Origin of the sequence: Sodalis sp. RH20 (assembly GCF_047324205.1) — a bacterium.
Taxonomy (GTDB): Bacteria; Pseudomonadota; Gammaproteobacteria; order Enterobacterales; family Enterobacteriaceae; genus Acerihabitans.
In genome coordinates, this window is the sequence record NZ_CP178733.1 from 5,215,947 (window position 1) to 5,236,961 (window position 21,015).

Here is a 21,015-nt window from a genome sequence, read left to right on the forward strand (position 1 = left end):
TGGGGAAGATGTGTCAACGGTGGCTGTAATAGATCGGGAAGCGCTGGCGGAGCAGATACTGCATGATACCTTCGGCTACCAGCAGTTCCGCCCGGGTCAGCAAGCGCTGATCAACGCCGTGATGAGCGGCAGGGATTGCCTGGCGGTCATGCCGACCGGCGGCGGCAAATCCTTGTGCTACCAGATTCCGGCGCTGGTGATGGACGGGTTGACTATCGTGGTGTCGCCCCTGATTTCCCTGATGAAGGATCAGGTGGATCAACTGCTGGCCTACGGCGTGGCCGCGGGATGCCTGAATTCAACGCAAACCCGCGAACAGCAGCATGAAGTGATGACCGGCTGCCGCGATGGCCGCATCAAGCTGCTCTATATCGCGCCGGAACGCCTGATGATGGACAATATGCTGGAGCAGCTGCTCACGTGGCATCCGGCGATGATTGCGGTGGACGAAGCGCACTGCATCTCGCAGTGGGGGCATGATTTTCGCCCGGAATACCGCACCCTGGGGCAAATCAAGCGGCATTTCCCCGGCCTGCCGTTTATCGCGCTCACCGCCACGGCCGACGAAACCACCCGTCTTGATATTGTGCGCCTGCTGGACCTGCGCGACCCGCTAATCCAAATCAGCAGTTTCGATCGCCCCAATATCCGCTATACCCTGGTGGAAAAATATAAACCCTTCGAGCAGCTTTGGCACTATGTGCAGGGCCAGCGCGGCAAGTGCGGCATTATCTATTGCAACAGCCGCGCCAAGGTGGAGGACGTCAGCGCGCGCCTGCAAAGCCGCGGGGTCAGCGCCGACGCTTATCATGCCGGCCTGAGCAATGACCGGCGCGGGCAGGTGCAGGAAGCATTCCAGCGCGACGATTTGCAGGTGGTGGTGGCGACCGTCGCCTTCGGCATGGGCATCAACAAGCCCAACGTGCGGTTTGTGCTGCATTTTGATATCCCGCGCAATATCGAGTCCTATTACCAGGAAACCGGCCGCGCCGGCCGCGACGGCTTGCCCGCCGAGGCCATTTTGTTTTACGATCCGGCGGATATGGCCTGGCTGCGCCGGTGCCTGGAAGAAAAGGCCCCCGGCGAGCAGCAGGATATCGAGCGCCATAAGCTTAACGCCATGGGCGCGTTCGCCGAGGCGCAGACCTGTCGCCGCCTGGTGTTGCTGAATTATTTTGGCGAGGGGCGCCAACAGCCCTGCGGCAACTGCGATATTTGCCTCGATCCTCCCAAGCGCTACGATGGGCTGGAGGAAGCGCGCAAGGCGTTGTCCTGTATTTATCGGGTGGGCCAGCGTTTCGGCATGGGGTATATCGTCGAAGTATTGCGCGGCGCCAATAGCCAGCGTATCCGCGACTACGCCCATGATAAACTGCCGGTGTACGGCATCGGCCGCGACCGCACCAACGAGCACTGGGTCAGCGTGCTGCGCCAGCTTATCCATCTTGGGCTGGTCAGCCAGAACATTACCCAGCATTCGGCGCTGCAGCTGACCGAGTCGGCGCGTCCGGTGTTACGCGGCGAAGTGCCGCTGATGCTGGCCGAGCCGCGGCTGCCCAACCTTAAGGCGCGCAGCACCGCGCCGAAAACCTACGGCGGCAATTATGACCGCCAGCTGTTCGCCAAGCTGCGCAAGCTGCGCAAATCCCTGGCGGATGAGGCCAACGTGCCGCCGTACGTGGTATTTAACGACGCGACGCTGCTGGAAATGGCCGAACAACTGCCGGTGACGCCCGGGGACATGCTGCGGGTGAACGGTGTCGGCAATCGTAAACTCGATCGCTTCGGTATGCCGTTCCTTACCATGATCCGCGAACACCTGGTTGATGACGACCCCCTATAGGGGCCGGCCGTGCACAGCCGTATGCCGTTATCCGCGTCCGGCGCGGCGGCCGGGGTGAAGCGGGACCAGCGTTAGCCAAGGATTTTATGCAAGCCGTGAACCGGTTGCCGGGGCGGCAACCGTTACCAGGAGCGTCCACCGATGTTAATTTTATTTGTTACCGTGGCCATGGTGCATTTGATTGCCCTGATGAGCCCGGGTCCGGATTTTTTCTTTATCTCCCAGACCGCGGCCAGCCGTTCGCGCCGCGACGCCATGATGGGCGTGCTGGGCATTAGCCTGGGCGTGGCGGTATGGGCCGCCGTGGCGCTGATGGGCCTGCACCTGCTGCTGATGAAGATGAAGTGGCTGCACAGCCTTATCACCGTCGGCGGCGGGCTTTACCTGTGCTGGATGGGGTGGCAGCTGCTGCGCGCGGCCCGGCGTCCGGCCGCGCCGCAGGCGGGCGGCCATCCGGCCGCCGCGTTACTACGTTCCGGCCGCACCTTTGTGCGCGGCCTGCTGACCAATCTGGCTAATCCCAAGGCGGTGATCTATTTCGGCAGCGTGTTCTCCCTGTTTGTCGGCGATGATGTGCCGGCCGGGGCGCGCTGGGGCTTATTTATCCTGATCATCGCCGAAACCCTGATGTGGTTCAGCATCGTGGCGGTGGTGTTTGCCTTACCGGCCATGCGCCGCGGCTACCAGCGCCTGGCGCGCTGGATTGACGGCGTGGCGGGCGTGTTTTTTGCCGGCTTCGGCATCAGCCTGATTATTTCGCGCTAGCCAGCAGCGCGCCGACCATGATAAACAGCGACCCAAAGGTGCGGTTAAGACGCCGCAGTTGGCGCGGCCCCTTAAGCCAATGCGCCAGGCGGGTCGCCAGGGTCGCGTAGCCAATCATCACGATAGTATCCACCGCCAGGGTGGTGACGCCGAGCACCAGGTACTGGGATGCCTGCGGTTGGTGCGGCAGCACGAACTGCGGGAACAGCGCGGCCAGGAAGACGATGCTTTTCGGGTTGGTCAGGTTAACGAAAACCGCCCGTTGAAATAACCGGCGTCTGGACAGCAGGGCGGCCCCCGACACGTCCAGGCTGAAACTGCCGGCGGCGCGCCATTGCTGGATGCCGAGCCAGACCAGGTAGGCCACCCCCAGCCATTTCAGGATTTCAAACGCCAACAGCGAATGGGCGAACAATGCCCCCAATCCGATGCCCACCAGCACGATATGCGTGGCCAGCCCGACCTGCAGGCCGGCGATGGACGCCGCCGCGCCGCGATAACCGTGGGTGATGCCGGTGCTCATGGTGTTAATCGCCCCTGAGCCGGGCGACAGGCTCAACAGGGTGGTCGTGAGCAGATAGGTCAGCCACCAGTCCCAGGTCATTAATTGCGCTCCCTGAAATGTTATTTTTATGTCACACTATGTCGATAGGGTAGAGTAGCCTTTTCCCCGCCAGGACGGCAATGATTTTCCAGCGCGCAGGACAGTCTCAACTGCCCCGTGTTTTGCCAGTGCCAGGAGTAGCGCAGGTGGTGTCGGTACATAAAAAAAAATGGTTAAACCGCGAACAACAGTTTGCCGCCTTTTCCACCGGTCCGTTACTGGATTTCTGGCATCAACGGGAAGAGGGCGAGTTTGTCGGGGCGCAGGGCATGCCGATTCGCTTTGTCCGTCTGCGCTCGCCCCGGCACGATAAGGTCATCGTCATCAGCACCGGGCGTATTGAAAGCTACGTCAAATACCCTGAGGTGGCCTACGATCTTTTTCACTGCGGCTACGACGTGATGATTATCGATCACCGCGGCCAGGGGCGTTCCGGCCGCCTGCTCGAAGATACCCACCGCGGGCATGTGCTGCAGTTTGGCGATTACGTCAGCGATTTTACCCAGTTCTGGCAGCAGTATGTGGCTCCCGGGCGCTATAAACGCCGTTTTGCCCTGGCGCATTCCATGGGCGGGGCGATTCTGGCCCTGTTTCTGGCGGCAATGCCGGACGCCTGCGACGCCGCGGTGCTCTGCGCGCCCATGTTCGGCATCCGCCTGCCGATGCCGCACTGGCTGGCCTGGCAAATCCTGGAGTGGACCGAGCAGCGCCCGGCCATGCGCGACTATTATGCCATCGGCACCGGTCAGTGGCGGCCTATGCCGTTTATGCTCAATATGCTGACGCACAGCGGCCAGCGCTACCGGCGCAGTTTGCGTTTTTACGCTGACGATCCTGAATTGCGGGTCGGCGGACCGACCTATCATTGGGTCAGGGAAGGGGTGTTGGCGGGTCATGACGTGCTGGCCAAGGCCGCCGCCATCACCACTCCGGTATTGCTGCTGCAGGCCGGGGAAGACCGGATTGTCGATAACCGCAGCCACGATATTTTTTGCCAGGCCATGGCGGCGGCGGGACATCCGTGCGCGGAAAATAAACCGGTCAGGATCGAAGGCGCCAGACATGAAATCCTGTTTGAAAAAGACAGCCTGCGCGCCGAGGCGCTGGAGAAAATTGTCGCGTTTTTTAGCTGCGATCACTTTATTCCCGGCGGTGATCAACCGCCGATAACACCAGAGGTTTAATAAAGGCTTATGTATTACGTTGTTGCTTCCGATCTTGACGGTACCCTGCTTGCGCCGGACCATACTCTCAAACCTTACACCAAGGAAACCTTGCAGCTGCTGACCGCCCGGGGCATCAACTTTGTCTTTGCCACCGGCCGTCATCATATTGATGTTTCCCAAATTCGCGACGGCCTCGGTATTTCAGCCTATATGATCACCTCCAACGGCGCGCGGGTACATAGTCCTGACGGCGAGATGATTTTTGCCCATGACGTGGACGAAGATATCGCCGCCGATCTGTTCGGCCTGGTGCACGACGATCCGGAAATCCTCACCAACGTCTATCGCCGCGATGACTGGTATATGAATCGTAACCGGTTAGATCAACAGGACTTTTTCCGCGAGTCCGAATTTAACTACCAACTGTTCGAACCGGGGATGCTGCCTACCGACGGTATCTGCAAGGTGTATTACACCAGCGACAACCATGAACGGCTGGTGGCGCTGGAAAATGCGTTGAATGCGCGCTGGGGAGATCGGGTCAACGTCAGTTTTTCGTTGCCGGTATGCCTGGAAGTGATGGCCGGCGGCGTCTCCAAGGGGCATGCGTTGGATCAGGTGGCGAAAACGCTGGGGTTTGCCTTATCCGACTGTATTTCGTTTGGCGACGGCATGAATGATAAAGAAATGCTTGCCATGGCCGGCAAGGGCTGCATCATGAAAAATTCGCAGCAGCGCCTGAAAGATCTTCTGCCGGAGCTGGAGATCATCGGCACCAATGCCGATGAGTCGGTGCCGCGCTTTCTGCGCAACATGTTTTTGTGAAAATTGCTTCCAGTCGTTTTTAAGCCGGCTCTGACGCCGGCTTTTTTATCTGTATTCCCGCCGTCCCCCCCATGCGCAAAACCGCTGAATGCGGCCAGACTCTATGTTCAGTTTTTTTGAACAGAGCGATGAGATTTTTACCCTTTTATATTCCCGGCGTAAGTCTAGACTAGAAAAAAACGTTGAGGAGAGTTGAACATGATTTACTTAAGAGCAGCAAACGATCGCGGTCATGCTAACCATGGGTGGCTCGACAGCTGGCATACCTTTTCTTTTGCCGACTATTATGACGCCAAATTCATGGGTTTTTCCGCGCTGCGGGTGATTAACGAAGACCGTATCGCGCAAGGCCAGGGTTTCGGTACCCATCCCCATAAGGATATGGAAATTCTGACCTATGTGCTGGACGGTACGGTGGAACATCAGGACAGCATGGGTAATAAAGAACAAATCCATGCCGGGGAATTCCAGATCATGAGCGCCGGCACCGGGATACGCCATTCCGAATATAACGGACGTGACGATAAGGCGCTGCATTTATACCAAATCTGGATTATCCCGCAGCAAACCGGCCTGACGCCGCGTTATGAGCAGCGCCGTTTTGATGCCCCGCAGGGCCGTCAGCTGGTGCTCTCGCCGGATGCGCGCGAGGGTTCGCTGAAGGTGTTCCAGGATATGACCCTGTCGCGCTGGGCGTTGCCCGCCGGCCAGCAGGAAACGCTGGACGTGGCGCCGGGACGGCGTGTCTGGATCCAGGTGGTGCGCGGTGAACTGGATATCAACGGCCAGCGGGCCGGCGCCAGCGATGCGCTCGCCGTTTGGGACGAAACCGTACTGACCCTCAAGGCGGGGCCGGACAGCGAAATCCTGGTATTCGACCTGCCGCCGGTGTGATAGCGCATGAGTGACAGCAAGCGGGCCACGGCCCGCTTGAATTGAATGACCAAACCTTGCCAGCGGGTATGCCGGACAAGCTCGTAACGACGCCGTAAATACGTCCATGTAGGCTCGGGCGCGTCATCCCTGGCGCGCTACGCGTTACTCTCCATGCCCAACATACCCGCTTCACGCTTATGGGTGAGTTTGTCGGCAGTCTGAAGCGGGCCACGGCCCGCTTTTTTATGCCTGGGGACTGCGCCGCCGGATAAACATACTCGCCGCGTCTTTTTTTTGCTAAACTCCGTCCATTCCAGGTAGGAGCTGTCATGTCGCCAATCAAGAAAAAAAGACCGGGACTTCAGGACGTTGCCGATAAAGTCGGCGTCACTAAAATGACGGTCAGCCGCTATTTGCGCAATCCGGCGCTGGTATCGGAGGCATTGCAGCTGAAAATAGCCCATTCCCTGGATGAATTGGGTTACATTCCCAACCGGGCGCCGGATATCCTTTCCAATGCCACCAGCCGGGCTATCGGCGTGCTGCTGCCTTCCCTGACCAACCAGGTATTCGCCGAAGTGCTGCGCGGCATCGAAACGGTCACCGACGCCCACGGCTACCAGACCATGCTGGCCCACTACGGCTACCAGCCCGAAACCGAAGAATTACGCCTGACCTCGCTGCTGAGCTATAACATCGACGGCCTGATCCTAGCCGAGCGCACCCACACGCCGCGCACCCTGAAGATGATCGAAGTGGCCGGCATCCCGGTGGTGGAAATCATGGACAGCGTTTCCCCTTGCCTGGATATCGCGGTGGGCTTCGATAACTTCGAGGCGGCGCGGCAAATGACCCTGCATATCATTGCGCGCGGGCACCGGCATGTGGTGTATTTCGGCGCGCGCCTCGATGAGCGCACCATCATTAAGCAGCGGGGTTATGAGCAGGCGATGGCGGAGCAGGGACTACGGGCCCACAGTGTCATGATTACCGAATCGTCCTCTTACTCCACCGGCGCCGAGCTGTTACGCCAGGCCCAGCGTGAATATCCCGTCATGGACAGTATCGTTTGCACCAACGATGACCTGGCCATCGGCGCGGTATTTGAATGCCAGCGCCAGGGGCTGCGTATCCCCGAGGATATGGCTATCGCCGGCTTCCACGGTCACGATGTCGGCCAGGCGATGCAGCCGCGGCTCGCCAGCGTGCTCACGCCCCGTGAGGAAATGGGCCGCCTGAGCGCCGAAAAGCTCCTGGCCCGCCTGCGCGGCGAAACGGTTGATCCGCTAAAAACGGACGTCGGTTTTACCTTATTGCCAGGGGACAGCATCTGAATTTCCGCCTTAACCTCTCCCCGCGCGCCGTGAAGTTCATCGTTACGTCATTTTATCTCATCATAATTATGATCTACCTCCCAAAACGTTAATTTTGTCCCGCAGGTGGATTCCTTATCGTGATGTTACCCGTATCATGATACCGGTAACATCACGATACACACTATGCTCTTACGGTTGGCCGGGGAATATCCCCGACTTGCACATCACTAACCCAAATGCATAACTACTCGAAGGCAAGGTATTCCAAATCCTTGCCGGGAAAAAAGCCATTGAGGACTTTTTATGCCGCTCTTTATCGTTGCTATCGGCGTGGCGTTGCTGCTGTTGCTGATGATTCGTTTTAAACTGAATGGTTTTATCGCTTTAATTCTGGTGGCGCTGATTGTCGGCGTGCTTGAGGGAATGCCGGTCAGCAAGGTATTGGTATCCATCAAGAACGGTGTCGGCGGCACCTTGGGCAGCCTGGCGCTGATTATCGGTTTTGGCGCCATGCTGGGTAAGCTGCTGGCGGATTGTGGCGGCGCGCAGCGTATCGCCACTACCCTTATCGATAAATTCGGCAAGCAGAATATCCAGTGGGCCGTGGTGGTCACCGGTTTTACCGTGGGTTTTGCCCTGTTTTATGAGATCGGCTTTGTCCTGATGCTGCCGCTGGTGTTCAGCCTGGCCGCGACGGCGCGCATTCCGCTGCTGTATGTCGGCGTACCGATGGCGGCCGCGCTATCGGTAACCCATGGTTTCCTGCCGCCGCATCCGGGGCCGACCGCCATCGCCACCATTTTCCATGCGGATATGGGCAAGACCCTGCTGTACGGCGCCATTCTGGCGGTGCCCACGGTGATCCTGGCCGGGCCGGTCTACAGCCGGTTCCTGAAAGGGATCGATAAGCCGGTGCCTGAAGGTCTGTACAATCCGAAAATCTTTACCGAACAGGAAATGCCGAGCTTCGCGGTCAGCGTCTGGACCGCGCTGGTCCCCGTGGTGCTGATGGCGCTGCGCGCCGTGGCTGAGATGGTGCTGCCCGCCGGGCATCCCATCCTGCCTTACGCCGAATTCTTTGGCGATCCGATCATGGCAACCCTGATTTCGGTGCTTATTGCCATCTTCACCTTCGGCATCAACCGTGGCCGCAGCGTGCAGCAGGTTATGGACACCATCAGCGATTCCATCAAGATTATCGCCATGATCCTGCTGATTATCGGCGGTGGCGGCGCATTCAAGCAGGTTCTGGTGGATAGCGGCGTCGGTACTTATATTGCCTCGCTGATGGAAGGCAGCACCATTTCGCCGTTACTGCTGGCCTGGAGCATCGCCGCCGTACTGCGTGTCGCCCTCGGCTCCGCCACGGTCGCCGCCATCACCGCCGGCGGCATCGCCGCGCCGCTGATCGCCACCACCGGCGCCAGCCCCGAACTGATGGTCATCGCCGTCGGGTCCGGCAGCGTCATTTTCTCCCACGTCAACGATCCGGGCTTCTGGCTGTTCAAGGAATATTTCAACCTGACCATTCTGGAAACCATCAAATCCTGGTCGGCGCTGGAAACCATTATTTCGGTCTGCGGCCTGATAGGTTGCCTGCTGATGAATATGGCCATTTCTTAACCCATACCGCCCGCGGCATGCCGCTGCGGGGGATATCAGCAATCGCAGGGGCGCATCACGCGCCCCTGTTTTTATGCTGACGGCCACGTCGTCAACTGCGCAAATAGACCCGCACGCCGTCCAGGAACATTTGCGTGGACAGCATCACCAGCAGCAGCCCCATCAATCTTTCCAATGCGTTGACGCCTTTGTCGCCCAGCAGCCGTATAAACAGCGACGATTGCATCAGGATAAACACCGACATGCCCCAGGCTATCAGCAATGCCACCACCAGATGATTAATCTGGTGCGGATACTGGTGGGATAACAGCATCAGGGTGGCCAGAATCGAGGGCCCGGCCACCAGCGGAATGGCAAGCGGCACCAGGAACGGCTCTTCGCCGGCCGGCAATCCGCTGCTGTTGCCCTCTTGCGACGGGAAAATCATTTTAATGGCAATCAGGAACATAATGATGCCGCCGGAGATAGACACGGTTTCCGAACGCAGGTTAAGAAAAGAGAGGATCTTTTCACCGGCAAACAAAAACAGCAGCATCAGCAATAATGCGATTAACAGCTCGCGGATCACGATCGCGCGGCGCCGTTTCGGTTCAAGGTGTTTTAATACCGACATAAAAATCGGTAAATTGCCCAGCGGATCCATTATTAAAAACAGCAATACGGTTGCCGAAATCATTTCAGTCATTTTTGCCTCTTTTTTTTCCGTTTTTTCCCCTGACTCCTCCAGCCGGGATGATTATTAGCGTCACTGCTGAAAAACTTTTCCTTATCGATTAATTTCGCTTGCAGCTGTTCGGCCACATTTTGTAAGGTGGTCATTGTATAGCCGGCGTGTTTTTGCCGCGGCTGACGCCAGAATATCCTTTGTCACCCTCCAAGGCAGGACAGTTAACATGAAAAACGTTGGTTTTATTGGCTGGCGCGGTATGGTCGGTTCGGTGCTCATGCAACGCATGAACGAAGAACGCGATTTTGACGCCATCCGTCCGGTATTCTTCTCAACTTCCCAGCCAGGCCAGGCCGCGCCGGTATTCGGCGGGCAGCAAGGGACGTTGCAGGATGCCTATTCCCTGGACGCCCTGAGCGCCCTGGATATTATCGTCACCTGCCAGGGCGGCGATTATACCAACGAAATCTACCCTAAGCTTAAGGAAATCGGCTGGCAGGGATACTGGATCGACGCGGCGTCCTCGCTGCGTATGCAGGATGACGCCATTATCATTCTTGACCCGGTAAACCAGGCGGTGATCCAGCAGGGCCTGAACGATGGCGTCAAGGCCTTTGTCGGCGGCAACTGCACCGTCAGTCTGATGTTGATGTCGCTTGGCGGCCTGTTCGCCCAGGATTTGGTGGACTGGGTGTCCGTCGCCACCTACCAGGCCGCTTCCGGCGGCGGGGCGCGCCATATGCGCGAGCTGCTGGCGCAAATGGGCCGGTTGTATAATGAAGTGGCGAAAGAGTTGCAGGATCCGGCCTCGGCCATTCTGGATATCGAGCGTAAAGTGACGACGCTAACCCGCAGCGGCACCCTGCCTGTCGATAACTTCGGCGTGCCGCTGGCCGGCAGCCTGATCCCCTGGATCGACAAACAGCTGGACAACGGCCAGAGCCGTGAAGAGTGGAAGGGCCAGGCTGAAACCAATAAGATCCTCAATACCCGCCGGGTCATTCCGGTGGATGGCCTGTGCGTGCGCGTCGGCGCGCTGCGCTGCCACAGCCAGGCGTTTACTATTAAGCTTAAACGCGATGTCGGCCTGCCGGAAATCGAGCAAATCCTTGCCACCCATAATGACTGGGTGCATGTGGTGCCCAACGATCGCGAGCTGTCGATGCGGGAATTAACGCCGGCCGCCGTCACCGGCACCCTGAAAACGCCGGTCGGGCGGTTGCGTAAACTGAACATGGGGCCGGAATATCTGTCGGCGTTTACCGTGGGCGATCAATTGTTATGGGGTGCGGCGGAACCATTGCGGCGCATGCTGCGCTTACTGGCCTGACCTGATATCACCCTGCCGACAAAGCCCGTCCGTTTCGCGACGGATGGGCCGCGATTGCCTCCCCTATTTCCTTGCGCCGCTTGAGCAAAGTTAAAAATAAGTGAGCGACAAAATTTCACTTTTTTAACTTTTGTGCAAAGACACTATTTCATATTTCTCTGATTAATATAAGAATCTTTTTTTCTAACTCAAAGTATTTCAATAGCTTATTAGATAATTAAAATTTTCATCAGCTAAGGTTATTCTTTCTTTTAAACCTTTGTCTATGCTTATTATTGTGAGATCTATGATTGCGCATAAGATGTAATCAATACTACCCCGAATCTCTGCACCGTTTTATGCACCCGCGCCGGTCCCGCCGTCGCGGGCGCCCGTGCCTTAGGGAAACCATGGGGGTGGTGTAAGCATCGGATAATTTTTTGGAAATATTGTTTTATTTCATGGAGTAATGAAAGGAATAACACCATGTCAGGATTTCCCGACCATGAGGTCATTACAGCTTTGGTTTCCGGCCGGTATGCCGATCCGTTTTCATTATTAGGCATGCATCAGACCAGCGAAGGGCTGGTGGTGCGCGCGTTATTACCGGATGCCAGCGCGGTAACGCTTATTGATAAAAAAAATGGGCGCAAGATCACAGAATTAACCTGTGAAGACGACCGCGGTTTGTTTATGGCGCAATTAGGCCGGCGTAAAAAACCTTTTACCTATCAATTGGCCGTCACCTGGCATGAGCATACTTATATCATTGAGGACCCGTACCGTTTCGGACCGCTCTTGCAGGATATCGACAGCTGGCTACTGGCGGAAGGCACCCATTTACGTCCTTATGAACGTCTCGGCGCCCACCCGGACGAGCTGGACGGGGTGGCGGGCATGCGTTTTGCCGTTTGGGCGCCCAATGCCCAGCGGGTATCGGTGGTGGGCGAGTTTAATTATTGGGACGGCCGCCGGCATCCTATGCGCCAGCGGCGCGAAAACGGCATTTGGGAACTGTTCCTGCCCTCCGTCACCGTCGGCCAACTGTATAAATACGAAATCATCGACTGTCACGGACAAACGCGCCTGAAAGCCGACCCCTATGCCTTCGAGGCGCAAATGCGCCCGGAAACCGCGTCCCTGACCCGGGGATTGCCGCCGGTGATAGCGCCGGACGCGGCCAGGAGCGCGGCCAATACGTTCAACCAGCCGATTGCCATTTATGAAGTGCATTTGGGATCCTGGCGGCGCCACGCCGACAATAATTTCTGGCTCAGCTACCTGGAACTCGCGGAGCAACTGGTCGATTACGTCAAATATATGGGATTTACCCATATCGAGCTGCTGCCGATTAACGAGCACCCTTTTGACGGCAGCTGGGGCTACCAGCCGCTCGGCATCTATGCGCCCACCCGCCGGTTCGGCACCCCCGAGGATTTCCGGGTACTGATTGACGCCGCCCACCGGGCGGGCATCAACGTGTTGCTCGATTGGGTGCCCGGCCATTTCCCCGGCGACGAGTTCGGCCTGGCGAAATTCGACGGCACGTCGCTGTATGAGTACGCCGACCCGCGCGAGGGGCTGCACCAGGACTGGAATACGCTGATCTACAACTACGGCCGCAACGAAGTACGCAACTTCCTGGCGGGCAATGCGCTATTTTGGCTGGAAAGATACGGTATCGACGGTTTACGCGTCGATGCGGTGGCCTCGATGATCTATCGCGACTACAGCCGTCCTGCGGGGCAATGGGTGCCTAACCATTATGGCGGCAACGAGAACCTCGAGGCGATAGCCTTCCTGCGCTATACCAACCATACCGTGGGCACCCAGCGCGACGGCGCCATTACCGTGGCCGAGGAATCCACCTCATTTTCCGGCGTGACCGCGCCGCCGGAAAACGGCGGTCTCGGTTTCCATTACAAATGGAATATGGGCTGGATGAACGACACGCTGAAATATATGCAGCTCGATCCGGTTCACCGCAAATACCATCATCACCAGATGACGTTCAGCATGGTATACGCCTACAGCGAAAATTTCGTGCTGCCGCTGTCCCATGATGAAGTCGTGCACGGCAAACACTCCATCCTGAACCGCATGCCCGGCGATATGTGGCAAAAATTCGCCAACGTGCGCGCCTACTACGGTTTTATGTGGGGACACCCCGGTAAAAAACTGCTGTTTATGGGCAACGAGTTCGCGCAGCTGCGTGAATGGAACCACGACATGAGTCTCGACTGGCACCTGCTGGACGACCCGGACGGCATGCACAGCGGCGTGCAGCGGCTGGTGCGCGACTTAAACCAGTGCTATCGCACCCATGCGCCGTTGTATGAATTGGATTATCGCTATAACGGTTTTGAATGGCTGGTGGCGGACGACAGCGAAAACTCGGTATTCGCTTTTCTGCGCCGCGACGCCAGCGGCGGCGAAATGATCGTGGTCAGCAACTTTACCCCGGTGCCGCGCCCCGGCTATCGCATCGGCATCCCGTCCCCCGGACGTTGGCGCGAGGTGCTGAATACCGACTCCCATTATTATAACGGCAGCAATATGGGCAATAGCGGCGAGCTGTACAGCGAACCTGTTTCCAGTCATCACCGGGAGCATTCGCTGCTACTGACCGTACCACCGCTGGCGACGATTTTCCTGGTACGGGAGAATTAATGGAGACGCTGTCCGCAGGTTCAGCCAGCCCCATGGGAGCCCGATTTGACGGCAAAGGCGTCAACTTCAGCCTGTATTCGGCCCATGCCGAGCGCGTGCTGTTGTGCCTGTTCGACGACAAAGGCGATGAACGGCAAATCGCATTGACGGCGCGCAGCGGGAATATCTGGCACGGCTACCTGCCGGGCGCCGGCCCCGGCCAGCGTTATGGCTATCGGGTACAGGGCCCGTTTGAGCCGCGAAAGGGACTGCGCTTTAATCCGGCCAAGCTGTTGATCGATCCCTGCGCCCGCGCGCTTGACGGCGCGGTCGGCGACCATCCGTCGCTGTATGACCCGGGCGACACGCCGGACGGGGCCGACAGCGCCGCGGCGGCGCCGAAAAGCGTGGTGGTGGATGAGCGCTATGATTGGCGTGACGATACGCCGCCCGCGACGCCCTGGGGCGAGACGGTAATTTATGAAGCCCATGTGCGCGGACTGACCCGGCTGCATCCCGGGATCCCGCAGGGGCTGCGCGGCACTTATGCCGGCCTGGCCCATCCGCTGATGACGGGGTATTTGCGGCAACTGGGCATTACCGCAGTCGAGCTGCTGCCGGTGCAGCAGCACGTGGACGAACCGCGTTTGCAACGCCTGGGGCTGCGCAATTACTGGGGATACAACGTGCTGGCGCCCTATGCGGTCGAGCCGGGCTATGCCTGCGGCCATCAGGATCTGTCGGCGCTGGACGAGTTTCGCGCCATGGTGCGCGCCCTGCACCAGGCCGGTATCGAAGTCATCCTCGACGTGGTGTTCAACCACAGCGCCGAGCTGGATTTGACCGGTCCCGTGCTGTCGCTGCGCGGCATCGACAACCCCGGCTGGTATTGGCTGGACGAACGCGGGGATTATCAAAACTGGACCGGCTGCGGCAATACGCTGCGCCTCGATAATCCCGATGTTACCGCCTGGGTGCTGGACTGCCTGCGCTTCTGGCGCGAGACGTGCCATGTCGACGGCTTTCGTTTTGATTTAGGCACGGTGCTGGGGCGCACGCCGGAATTCAGCGCCAGCGCGCGGCTATTCGCCGCGCTGCAGGAGCATCCGGCGCTTAACGGCTGCAAACTGATCGCCGAACCTTGGGATATCGGACCCGGCGGTTATCAGGTCGGCGCTTTCCCGCCGCCGTTCGCGGAATGGAACGACCGTTTTCGCGACGATATGCGCCGCTTCTGGCTGCGCGGCGACCTGGCGCCGGGAGATTTTGCCCGCCGTTTTGCCGCGTCCAGCGACCTGTTCAACACGACCGGGCGCTTACCCTGCGCCACGGTCAATATGCTGACCGCCCATGATGGCTTTACCCTGCAGGACCTGGTCAGCTTCAGCGAAAAACACAACCAGGCCAACGGCGAGGATAACCGCGACGGCGCCTGGGATAACCTTAGCGACAACCACGGCGTCGAGGGCCCCGACGCCGGACAGGATATCCGGGAACGCCGCCGCCGCAGCCAGCAGGCGCTGCTGGCGACGCTGCTGCTGTCGCAGGGCACGCCGATGCTCCTGGCGGGGGACGAGTTCGGCCATAGCCAGCAGGGCAACAATAACGCCTATTGCCAGGATAATGAACTGACCTGGCTGGACTGGCCGCGCGCGGATGCCGGCCTGATAGGTTATACCGCCGACCTTATCAGCCTGCGCCGGCGTATTCCCGCCCTGATGCAGAACCGCTGGTGGCGTGAAAGCGACCCGCAAACGGTCGAATGGCTGAACGAGCATGGCGAGGCGCTGAGCGCCGGGGAGTGGGAGCGGGGAGAACATCGATTGCAGATCCGTCTGTCACGAGATTACCTGTTTGTGATCAATGCCACTACAAAAGCCTGCGAAATGACCTTACCTGAAGGGACATGGGCGCTGGCGGCACCGTTTCAGCGCCCAGGGCAACCGGATCCGGAGCGCCGCTTACCGCTGGCGGCCCGTACGGTTAATGTGCTGGTAAAACAATAATAAGGAGTCGGCGATGGTTAGGTATGAAGGTAGTGACCCGGTGATGCTGGCCAGACAATTGCCGATCCAAAGCGTCGCGCTGATCCTGGCGGGCGGACGCGGTTCGCGGTTAAAAGATTTGACGGCCAAGCGTGCCAAGCCCGCGGTTCATTTCGGCGGTAAGTTCCGTATTATTGATTTTGCGCTCTCCAACTGCCTGAACTCCGGTATCCGCCGGATAGGCGTGATAACCCAGTACCAGTCGCATACCCTGGTGCAGCATATCCAGCGCGGCTGGTCTTTCCTCAACGAGGAGATGAACGAATTTGTCGATCTGCTGCCGGCGCAGCAGCGTTTTGCCACCGAACACTGGTATCGCGGCACGGCGGACGCGGTATCGCAAAACCTGGATATCATCCGCCGCTACCGCGCCAAATACATCGTCATCCTGGCGGGTGATCATATCTATAAAATGGATTACTCCCGCCTGCTTATCGATCATGTGGAAAAAGGCGCCAAATGCACCGTGGCCTGCCTGCCTGTGCCCCGCATGGAGGGCAGGGACTTCGGCGTTATGGCGGTCGATGATGAATACCGGGTGCTGGACTTTGTCGAAAAACCGCCGGAACCGCCGGCCATGCCCGGTTTCCCGGATCTGGCGCTGGCCAGCATGGGTATTTACGTCTTTGATGCCGATTATCTCTTTGCCCTGCTGGAAGAGGATATGCGCACCGAAGGCTCCAATCATGATTTCGGCAAGGACATTATCCCGAAAATCACCGCCCTGGGCGAAGCCTGGGCGCATCCGTTCACCCTGTCGTGCGTCTCTTCCGCCGACGATGACCAAACCCCGCCCTACTGGCGTGACGTGGGCACGCTGGACGCTTACTGGCGGGCGAATCTGGATCTGGCTTCGGTAACCCCGGAACTGGATATGTACGATCAAAACTGGCCGATACGCACGCATATGGAACCGCTGCCGCCGGCCAAATTTGTTCAGGATCGCGCCGGTAACCACGGCGTGACCCTGAACTCACTGGTTTCCGGCGGTTGCATCCTTTCCGGTGCGCATGTCACGCACTCTGTACTGTTTCCCCGCGTGCGCGTTAATTCGTTTTGCACGCTGGACGGCGCGGTAATTTTACCGGATGTGATCGTGGGACGCTCTTGCCGATTGCGGCGGTGCATTATCGATCGTGCCTGCGAAATACCGGAAGGCATGGTGATCGGTGAAAACGCCGCGGACGATGAACGACGATTCTATCGCTCTGAGGAAGGAATCGTGCTGGTAACACGTAAGATGCTGGCCAACGTCAATTAGGAAGATCTGTAGCCATCAGTCAAAAAATAATAGGCCTTAACAGGAGCGATAATGCAGGTTTTACATGTGTGTTCTGAACTGTTTCCCCTACTGAAAACCGGGGGACTGGCAGATGTGGTCGGGGCATTACCCGCGGCTCAGATTGTGGAAGGGGATGACGTGCGGGTTTTATTGCCGGCGTTTCCGGATTTGCGCAAAGGTATCCCGGATACCCGCGTGGTCAATGAATTCGACGCGTTTTCACGCCGCGTCAAACTGTTATATGGTCGTTTCAACGGCGTTGGCATCTATCTTATCGATGCCCCCGATCTTTACGATCGCCCCGGCAGCCCTTACCATGACCAGGATCAGTATGCCTATATGGATAACTATCTGCGGTTTGCGCTATTGGGCTGGGTCGGCGCCGAAATGGCCAGCGGACTGGACCGGGCCTGGCAACCGGATATCATCCAGGCCCATGACTGGCACGCCGGCCTGACCTGTGCTTACCTGGCGGCCAAGGGACGACCGGCGAAATCGGTGTTTACGGTGCATAACCTGGCTTACCAGGGATTGTTCAACGCCCGACACCTGCCGGAGCTGGGCCTGCCGGATGCGTTTTTCCACACCTACGGCATGGAGTTTTTCGGCCAGATCTCCTATCTGAAGGCCGGGCTGTTCTATGCCGATCACGTCACCACCGTCAGCCCTACCTACGCCCGGGAAATCACCCAGCCGGCCTACGGCTACGGTATGGAAGGGCTATTGGCGTCGCTGCAGTCCCAGGGACGGCTGACCGGCATCCTCAACGGCGTGGACGATGCCATCTGGAATCCGACCCATGACGCCATGCTGTCCACGCGCTATAACCGTGATGTGCTGGAGGCGAAAGTCAACAATAAGCGCCATCTGCAGACCGCCATGGGCCTGACGGTGGACGAAAAGGTCCCGCTGTTTGCCGTGGTCAGCCGCCTGACCAGCCAAAAGGGGCTGGATCTGGTGCTGGAAGTCCTGCCGGACCTGCTGGAGCAGGGCGGCCAGCTGACGCTGCTCGGCGCCGGCGACGCCAACCTGCAGCAGGGGTTCCTGGCGGCGGCGGCGGAATATCCCAGCCAGGTGGGGGTACAGTTAGGGTATCACGAGGCGTTTTCCCACCGCATTATCGGCGGCGCGGACGTGATTATGGTGCCGAGCCGGTTCGAGCCCTGCGGCCTGACGCAGCTCTACGGCCTGAAATACGGTACCCTGCCGCTGGTACGGCGCACCGGCGGGCTGGCGGACACGGTGACCGACAGCTCGCTTGAGAACCTCTCCGACGGCATCGCCAGCGGTTTTGTTTTCGAAGATGCCACCGCCAGCGCGTTGCAGCGGGCTATCCGCCGCGCTTTTGTGTTATGGTCAAGGCCTGCCCTGTGGCGTTATGTCCAGCGTCAGGCGATGGGTTTAGATTTCAGTTGGCATGTCGCCGCCCGGGCTTATCAGTCTCTTTATCAACGCTTGTAGATATTCACTGATTGGGAATGAATGCCATGAACTCTCCGTTTATTTATGCTTCACCCACCCTCAGCGTGGAAGCGCTGAAACATTCGATTGCCTATAAGCTGATGTTTACCATCGGTAAAGATCCTTCCGCCGCCAATAAGCATGAGTGGCTGAACGCCACGCTGCTGGCGGTACGGGATCGTATGGTGGAGCGGTGGTTGCGCTCCAATCGCGCCCAACTGTCGCAGGACGTGCGCCAGGTCTATTACCTGTCGATGGAGTTTCTGCTCGGCCGGACCTTGTCCAACGCGCTGCTGGCGATGGGGATTTACGACGATACCAAGGCCGCCCTGGAGGATATGGGGTTCGAGCTGGACGATCTGCTGGAGGAAGAGAACGACCCGGGGTTAGGCAACGGCGGGCTGGGGAGGCTGGCGGCCTGTTTCCTCGATTCCATGGCGACGCTGGCGCTGCCGGGACGGGGTTACGGCATTCGTTATGAATACGGTATGTTCAAGCAGAATATTATCAACGGGCAGCAGGCGGAATCGCCGGATTACTGGCTTGAATACGGCAATCCCTGGGAGTTTCCCCGCCACTCCACCCGCTATAAGGTCCGCTTCGGCGGCCGCGTGCAGCAGGAGGGGGCGAAAACCCGCTGGGTGGAGACCGAGGAAGTGCTGGCCTGCGCCTATGACCAGATTATTCCCGGCTTTGATACCGACGCCACCAACACCTTAAGGCTGTGGAGCGCCCAGGCCAGCAATGAAATCAACCTGGGCAAATTCAACCAGGGCGATTATTTCGCCGCCGTGGAAGATAAAAACTATTCTGAAAACGTTTCCCGGGTGCTCTATCCGGATGATTCCACCTATTCAGGCCGCGAATTGCGCCTGCGCCAGGAATACTTTTTAGTCTCCGCCACCATGCAGGATATTCTCACCCGTCACTGGATGATGCATCAGACCTTCGACAACCTGGCGGATAAAATCGCGGTGCATCTCAACGATACCCACCCGGTGCTGTCGATTCCCGAGCTGATGCGGCTTTTGATCGACGAACATAAATTTACCTGGCAGCAGGCATGGGACGTGGTGGGCAAGGTATTCTCCTATACCAACCATACCCTGATGAGCGAAGCGCTGGAAAGGTGGCCGGTGGACATGCTGGGCAAGATCCTGCCGCGCCAACTGCAGATTATCTTTGAAATCAACGATCATTTTTTAACCGGCGTACAGGAACAGTTTCCCGGCGACAGCGCCCTGCTGTCACGCGTGTCGATCGTTGATGAACATGACGGGCGGATGATACGCATGGCCTGGCTGGCGGTGATTGCCAGCCATAAGGTCAACGGGGTATCGGAACTGCATTCCGACCTGATGGTGCAATCGCTGTTTGCCGATTTCGCGCGCATCTATCCCGACAAGTTTTGCAATAAAACCAACGGCGTCACGCCACGCCGCTGGCTGGCGCTGGCGAACCGGCCGCTGTCGGCGGTGCTGGACGACGCCATCGGCCAGATGTGGCGTACCGATTTGAGCCAACTGGAGGAAATCAAATCCCATATCGATTTCCCGGCGTTTATCCAGGATGTGCAAAAGGCCAAGCTGGAAAATAAAAAGGCGCTGGCTCTCTATATGGCCAAAGAGCTTAATGTGGTGGCCGACCCGGCGGCGTTATTTGATGTGCAAATCAAGCGTATCCATGAATATAAGCGCCAGTTGATGAATGTGCTGCACATTATTACCCGCTATAACCGGATTAAACAGGATCCCGATGCCGACTGGGTGCCGCGGGTGAATATCTTTGCCGGCAAAGCGGCCTCGGCCTATCATATGGCCAAGCAGATTATCCATTTAATCAACGATGTGGCCACGGTGATTAACAGCGATCCGCAGGTGAAGAACCGCTTGAAGGTGGTATTTATTCCCAACTATAGCGTCAGCCTGGCGCAGCTGATTATCCCGGCGGCGGATTTATCGGAACAGATCTCCTTGGCGGGCACCGAAGCTTCCGGCACCAGTAATATGAAGTTCGCGCTTAACGGCGCGCTGACCATCGGCACCCTGGACGGCGCCAATATCGAGATGAGCAGCCGCATGGGCGAGGAAAACATCTTTATCTTCGGCAATACCGCCGAGCAGGTGGAAGCGCTGCGTCGCGACGGTTACAACCCGCGCCAGTTCTATGAGCAGGATGCGGAGCTTAACCAGGCCCTGACCCAGATCGCCACCGGCGTATTCAGTCCGGGCGAGGCCAATCGCTACCGTAATCTGTTCGATACACTGGTGAATTTCGGCGATTATTACCAGTTGCTGGCGGATTATCGCAGTTATGTCGATACCCAGGATCGGGTGGACCAGCTTTATCAGCAGCCGGAGGAGTGGACAAGGCGGGCGGTAATGAATATTGCCAGTATGGGCTATTTCTCGTCGGACCGGACCATCCAGGAATATGCCGATGAGATATGGCATGTGAAGCCGATCCGGCTGTAGCGGAGCAAGCGACAGGCTGTCACCGTATTGACGTCTACAGGGACACGCGGAGCTGGCGTGTTTATGGCCTGGCGGCGCTGATCATTTCTCTATAAACAGCGCTCCAGGGC

The 21,015-nt window shown here is 58.2% G+C and carries 16 protein-coding genes; 13 read left to right on the forward strand and 3 right to left on the reverse strand.

Annotated elements, in window-relative coordinates; genetic code table 11:
* Nucleotides 1-10: 10 nt before the first annotated feature.
* Together recQ and rhtC are read left to right on the forward strand one after the other, a co-directional pair.
* The gene (recQ, locus tag ACL2XM_RS23645; protein ID WP_410013189.1) at nt 11-1,843 is read left to right on the forward strand and encodes an ATP-dependent DNA helicase RecQ; all 1,833 of its coding nucleotides are present in this window, start codon (nt 11-13) and stop codon (nt 1,841-1,843) included.
* 141 nt (nt 1,844-1,984) lie between these two features.
* Nucleotides 1,985-2,608: a threonine export protein RhtC gene (gene rhtC, locus ACL2XM_RS23650; protein ID WP_410013190.1), complete on the forward strand. Its 624-nt coding sequence runs from the start codon at nt 1,985-1,987 to the stop codon at nt 2,606-2,608.
* Here the strand turns inward: rhtC and rhtB are convergent.
* Entirely contained in the window at nt 2,595-3,212 is a 618-nt protein-coding gene (rhtB, locus tag ACL2XM_RS23655) for a homoserine/homoserine lactone efflux protein (protein WP_413731721.1), read from the reverse strand. The two genes, rhtC and rhtB, sit on opposite strands and share 14 nt — an antisense overlap.
* Nucleotides 3,213-3,361: 149 nt before the next feature.
* Between rhtB and pldB the strand changes: the two genes are divergently transcribed.
* From pldB to gntT, 5 genes are all read left to right on the forward strand, one after another.
* On the forward strand, nt 3,362-4,396 hold the full coding sequence (gene pldB, locus ACL2XM_RS23660; protein ID WP_413733257.1) for a lysophospholipase L2: 1,035 nt from the start codon (nt 3,362-3,364) through the stop codon (nt 4,394-4,396).
* Between the two features lie 9 nt (nt 4,397-4,405).
* Entirely contained in the window at nt 4,406-5,203 is a 798-nt protein-coding gene (yigL, locus tag ACL2XM_RS23665) for a sugar/pyridoxal phosphate phosphatase YigL (protein WP_413721589.1), read from the forward strand.
* A 198-nt stretch (nt 5,204-5,401) separates the two neighbouring features.
* Nucleotides 5,402-6,097, forward strand: a complete 696-nt coding sequence (locus tag ACL2XM_RS23670) for a pirin family protein (RefSeq protein ID WP_410013194.1) — start codon at nt 5,402-5,404, stop codon at nt 6,095-6,097.
* Nucleotides 6,098-6,417: 320 nt separating this feature from the next.
* A complete protein-coding gene (gene gntR, locus ACL2XM_RS23675; RefSeq protein WP_410016706.1) occupies nt 6,418-7,413 on the forward strand; it encodes a gluconate operon transcriptional repressor GntR in 996 nt (331 codons plus the stop codon).
* Between the two features lie 285 nt (nt 7,414-7,698).
* Nucleotides 7,699-9,018 (forward strand): gluconate transporter, encoded by a 1,320-nt coding sequence (gntT, locus tag ACL2XM_RS23680; protein WP_410013195.1) that lies wholly within the window; start codon nt 7,699-7,701, stop codon nt 9,016-9,018.
* Nucleotides 9,019-9,109: 91 nt separating this feature from the next.
* Here the strand turns inward: gntT and ACL2XM_RS23685 are convergent, their stop codons facing one another.
* Together ACL2XM_RS23685 and ACL2XM_RS23690 are read right to left on the reverse strand one after the other, a co-directional pair.
* Nucleotides 9,110-9,703, reverse strand: a complete 594-nt coding sequence (locus ACL2XM_RS23685; protein ID WP_410013196.1) for a YhgN family NAAT transporter — start codon at nt 9,701-9,703, stop codon at nt 9,110-9,112.
* A complete protein-coding gene (locus tag ACL2XM_RS23690; RefSeq protein WP_410013197.1) occupies nt 9,700-9,837 on the reverse strand; it encodes a hypothetical protein in 138 nt (45 codons plus the stop codon). The genes ACL2XM_RS23685 and ACL2XM_RS23690 overlap by 4 nt, the downstream gene beginning before the upstream one ends.
* A 74-nt stretch (nt 9,838-9,911) precedes the next feature.
* Here ACL2XM_RS23690 and asd point away from each other — a divergent pair, with 74 nt between their 5' ends.
* The 6 genes from asd to glgP all read left to right on the forward strand — a co-directional run bounded on the left by asd (nt 9,912) and on the right by glgP (nt 20,905).
* Nucleotides 9,912-11,015, forward strand: a complete 1,104-nt coding sequence (asd, locus tag ACL2XM_RS23695; protein WP_413729315.1) for an aspartate-semialdehyde dehydrogenase — start codon at nt 9,912-9,914, stop codon at nt 11,013-11,015.
* Nucleotides 11,016-11,480: 465 nt separating this feature from the next.
* Complete coding sequence (glgB, locus tag ACL2XM_RS23700; RefSeq protein ID WP_413731723.1) at nt 11,481-13,664, forward strand: 1,4-alpha-glucan branching enzyme; 2,184 nt, start codon at nt 11,481-11,483, stop codon at nt 13,662-13,664.
* Nucleotides 13,664-15,649 (forward strand): glycogen debranching protein GlgX, encoded by a 1,986-nt coding sequence (gene glgX, locus ACL2XM_RS23705; RefSeq protein WP_413721586.1) that lies wholly within the window; start codon nt 13,664-13,666, stop codon nt 15,647-15,649. The genes glgB and glgX overlap by 1 nt, the downstream gene beginning before the upstream one ends.
* Nucleotides 15,650-15,662: 13 nt before the next feature.
* Nucleotides 15,663-16,949 carry a glucose-1-phosphate adenylyltransferase gene (glgC, locus tag ACL2XM_RS23710; protein ID WP_410013201.1) on the forward strand — a complete coding sequence of 429 codons (1,287 nt, stop codon included), beginning with the start codon at nt 15,663-15,665 and terminating at the stop codon, nt 16,947-16,949.
* Nucleotides 16,950-17,000: 51 nt separating this feature from the next.
* The gene (gene glgA, locus ACL2XM_RS23715; protein ID WP_413731724.1) at nt 17,001-18,431 is read left to right on the forward strand and encodes a glycogen synthase GlgA; all 1,431 of its coding nucleotides are present in this window, start codon (nt 17,001-17,003) and stop codon (nt 18,429-18,431) included.
* 26 nt (nt 18,432-18,457) lie between these two features.
* Nucleotides 18,458-20,905 carry a glycogen phosphorylase gene (gene glgP / locus ACL2XM_RS23720; RefSeq protein ID WP_410013203.1) on the forward strand — a complete coding sequence of 816 codons (2,448 nt, stop codon included), beginning with the start codon at nt 18,458-18,460 and terminating at the stop codon, nt 20,903-20,905.
* The last annotated feature ends 110 nt before the right edge of the window (nt 20,906-21,015 follow it).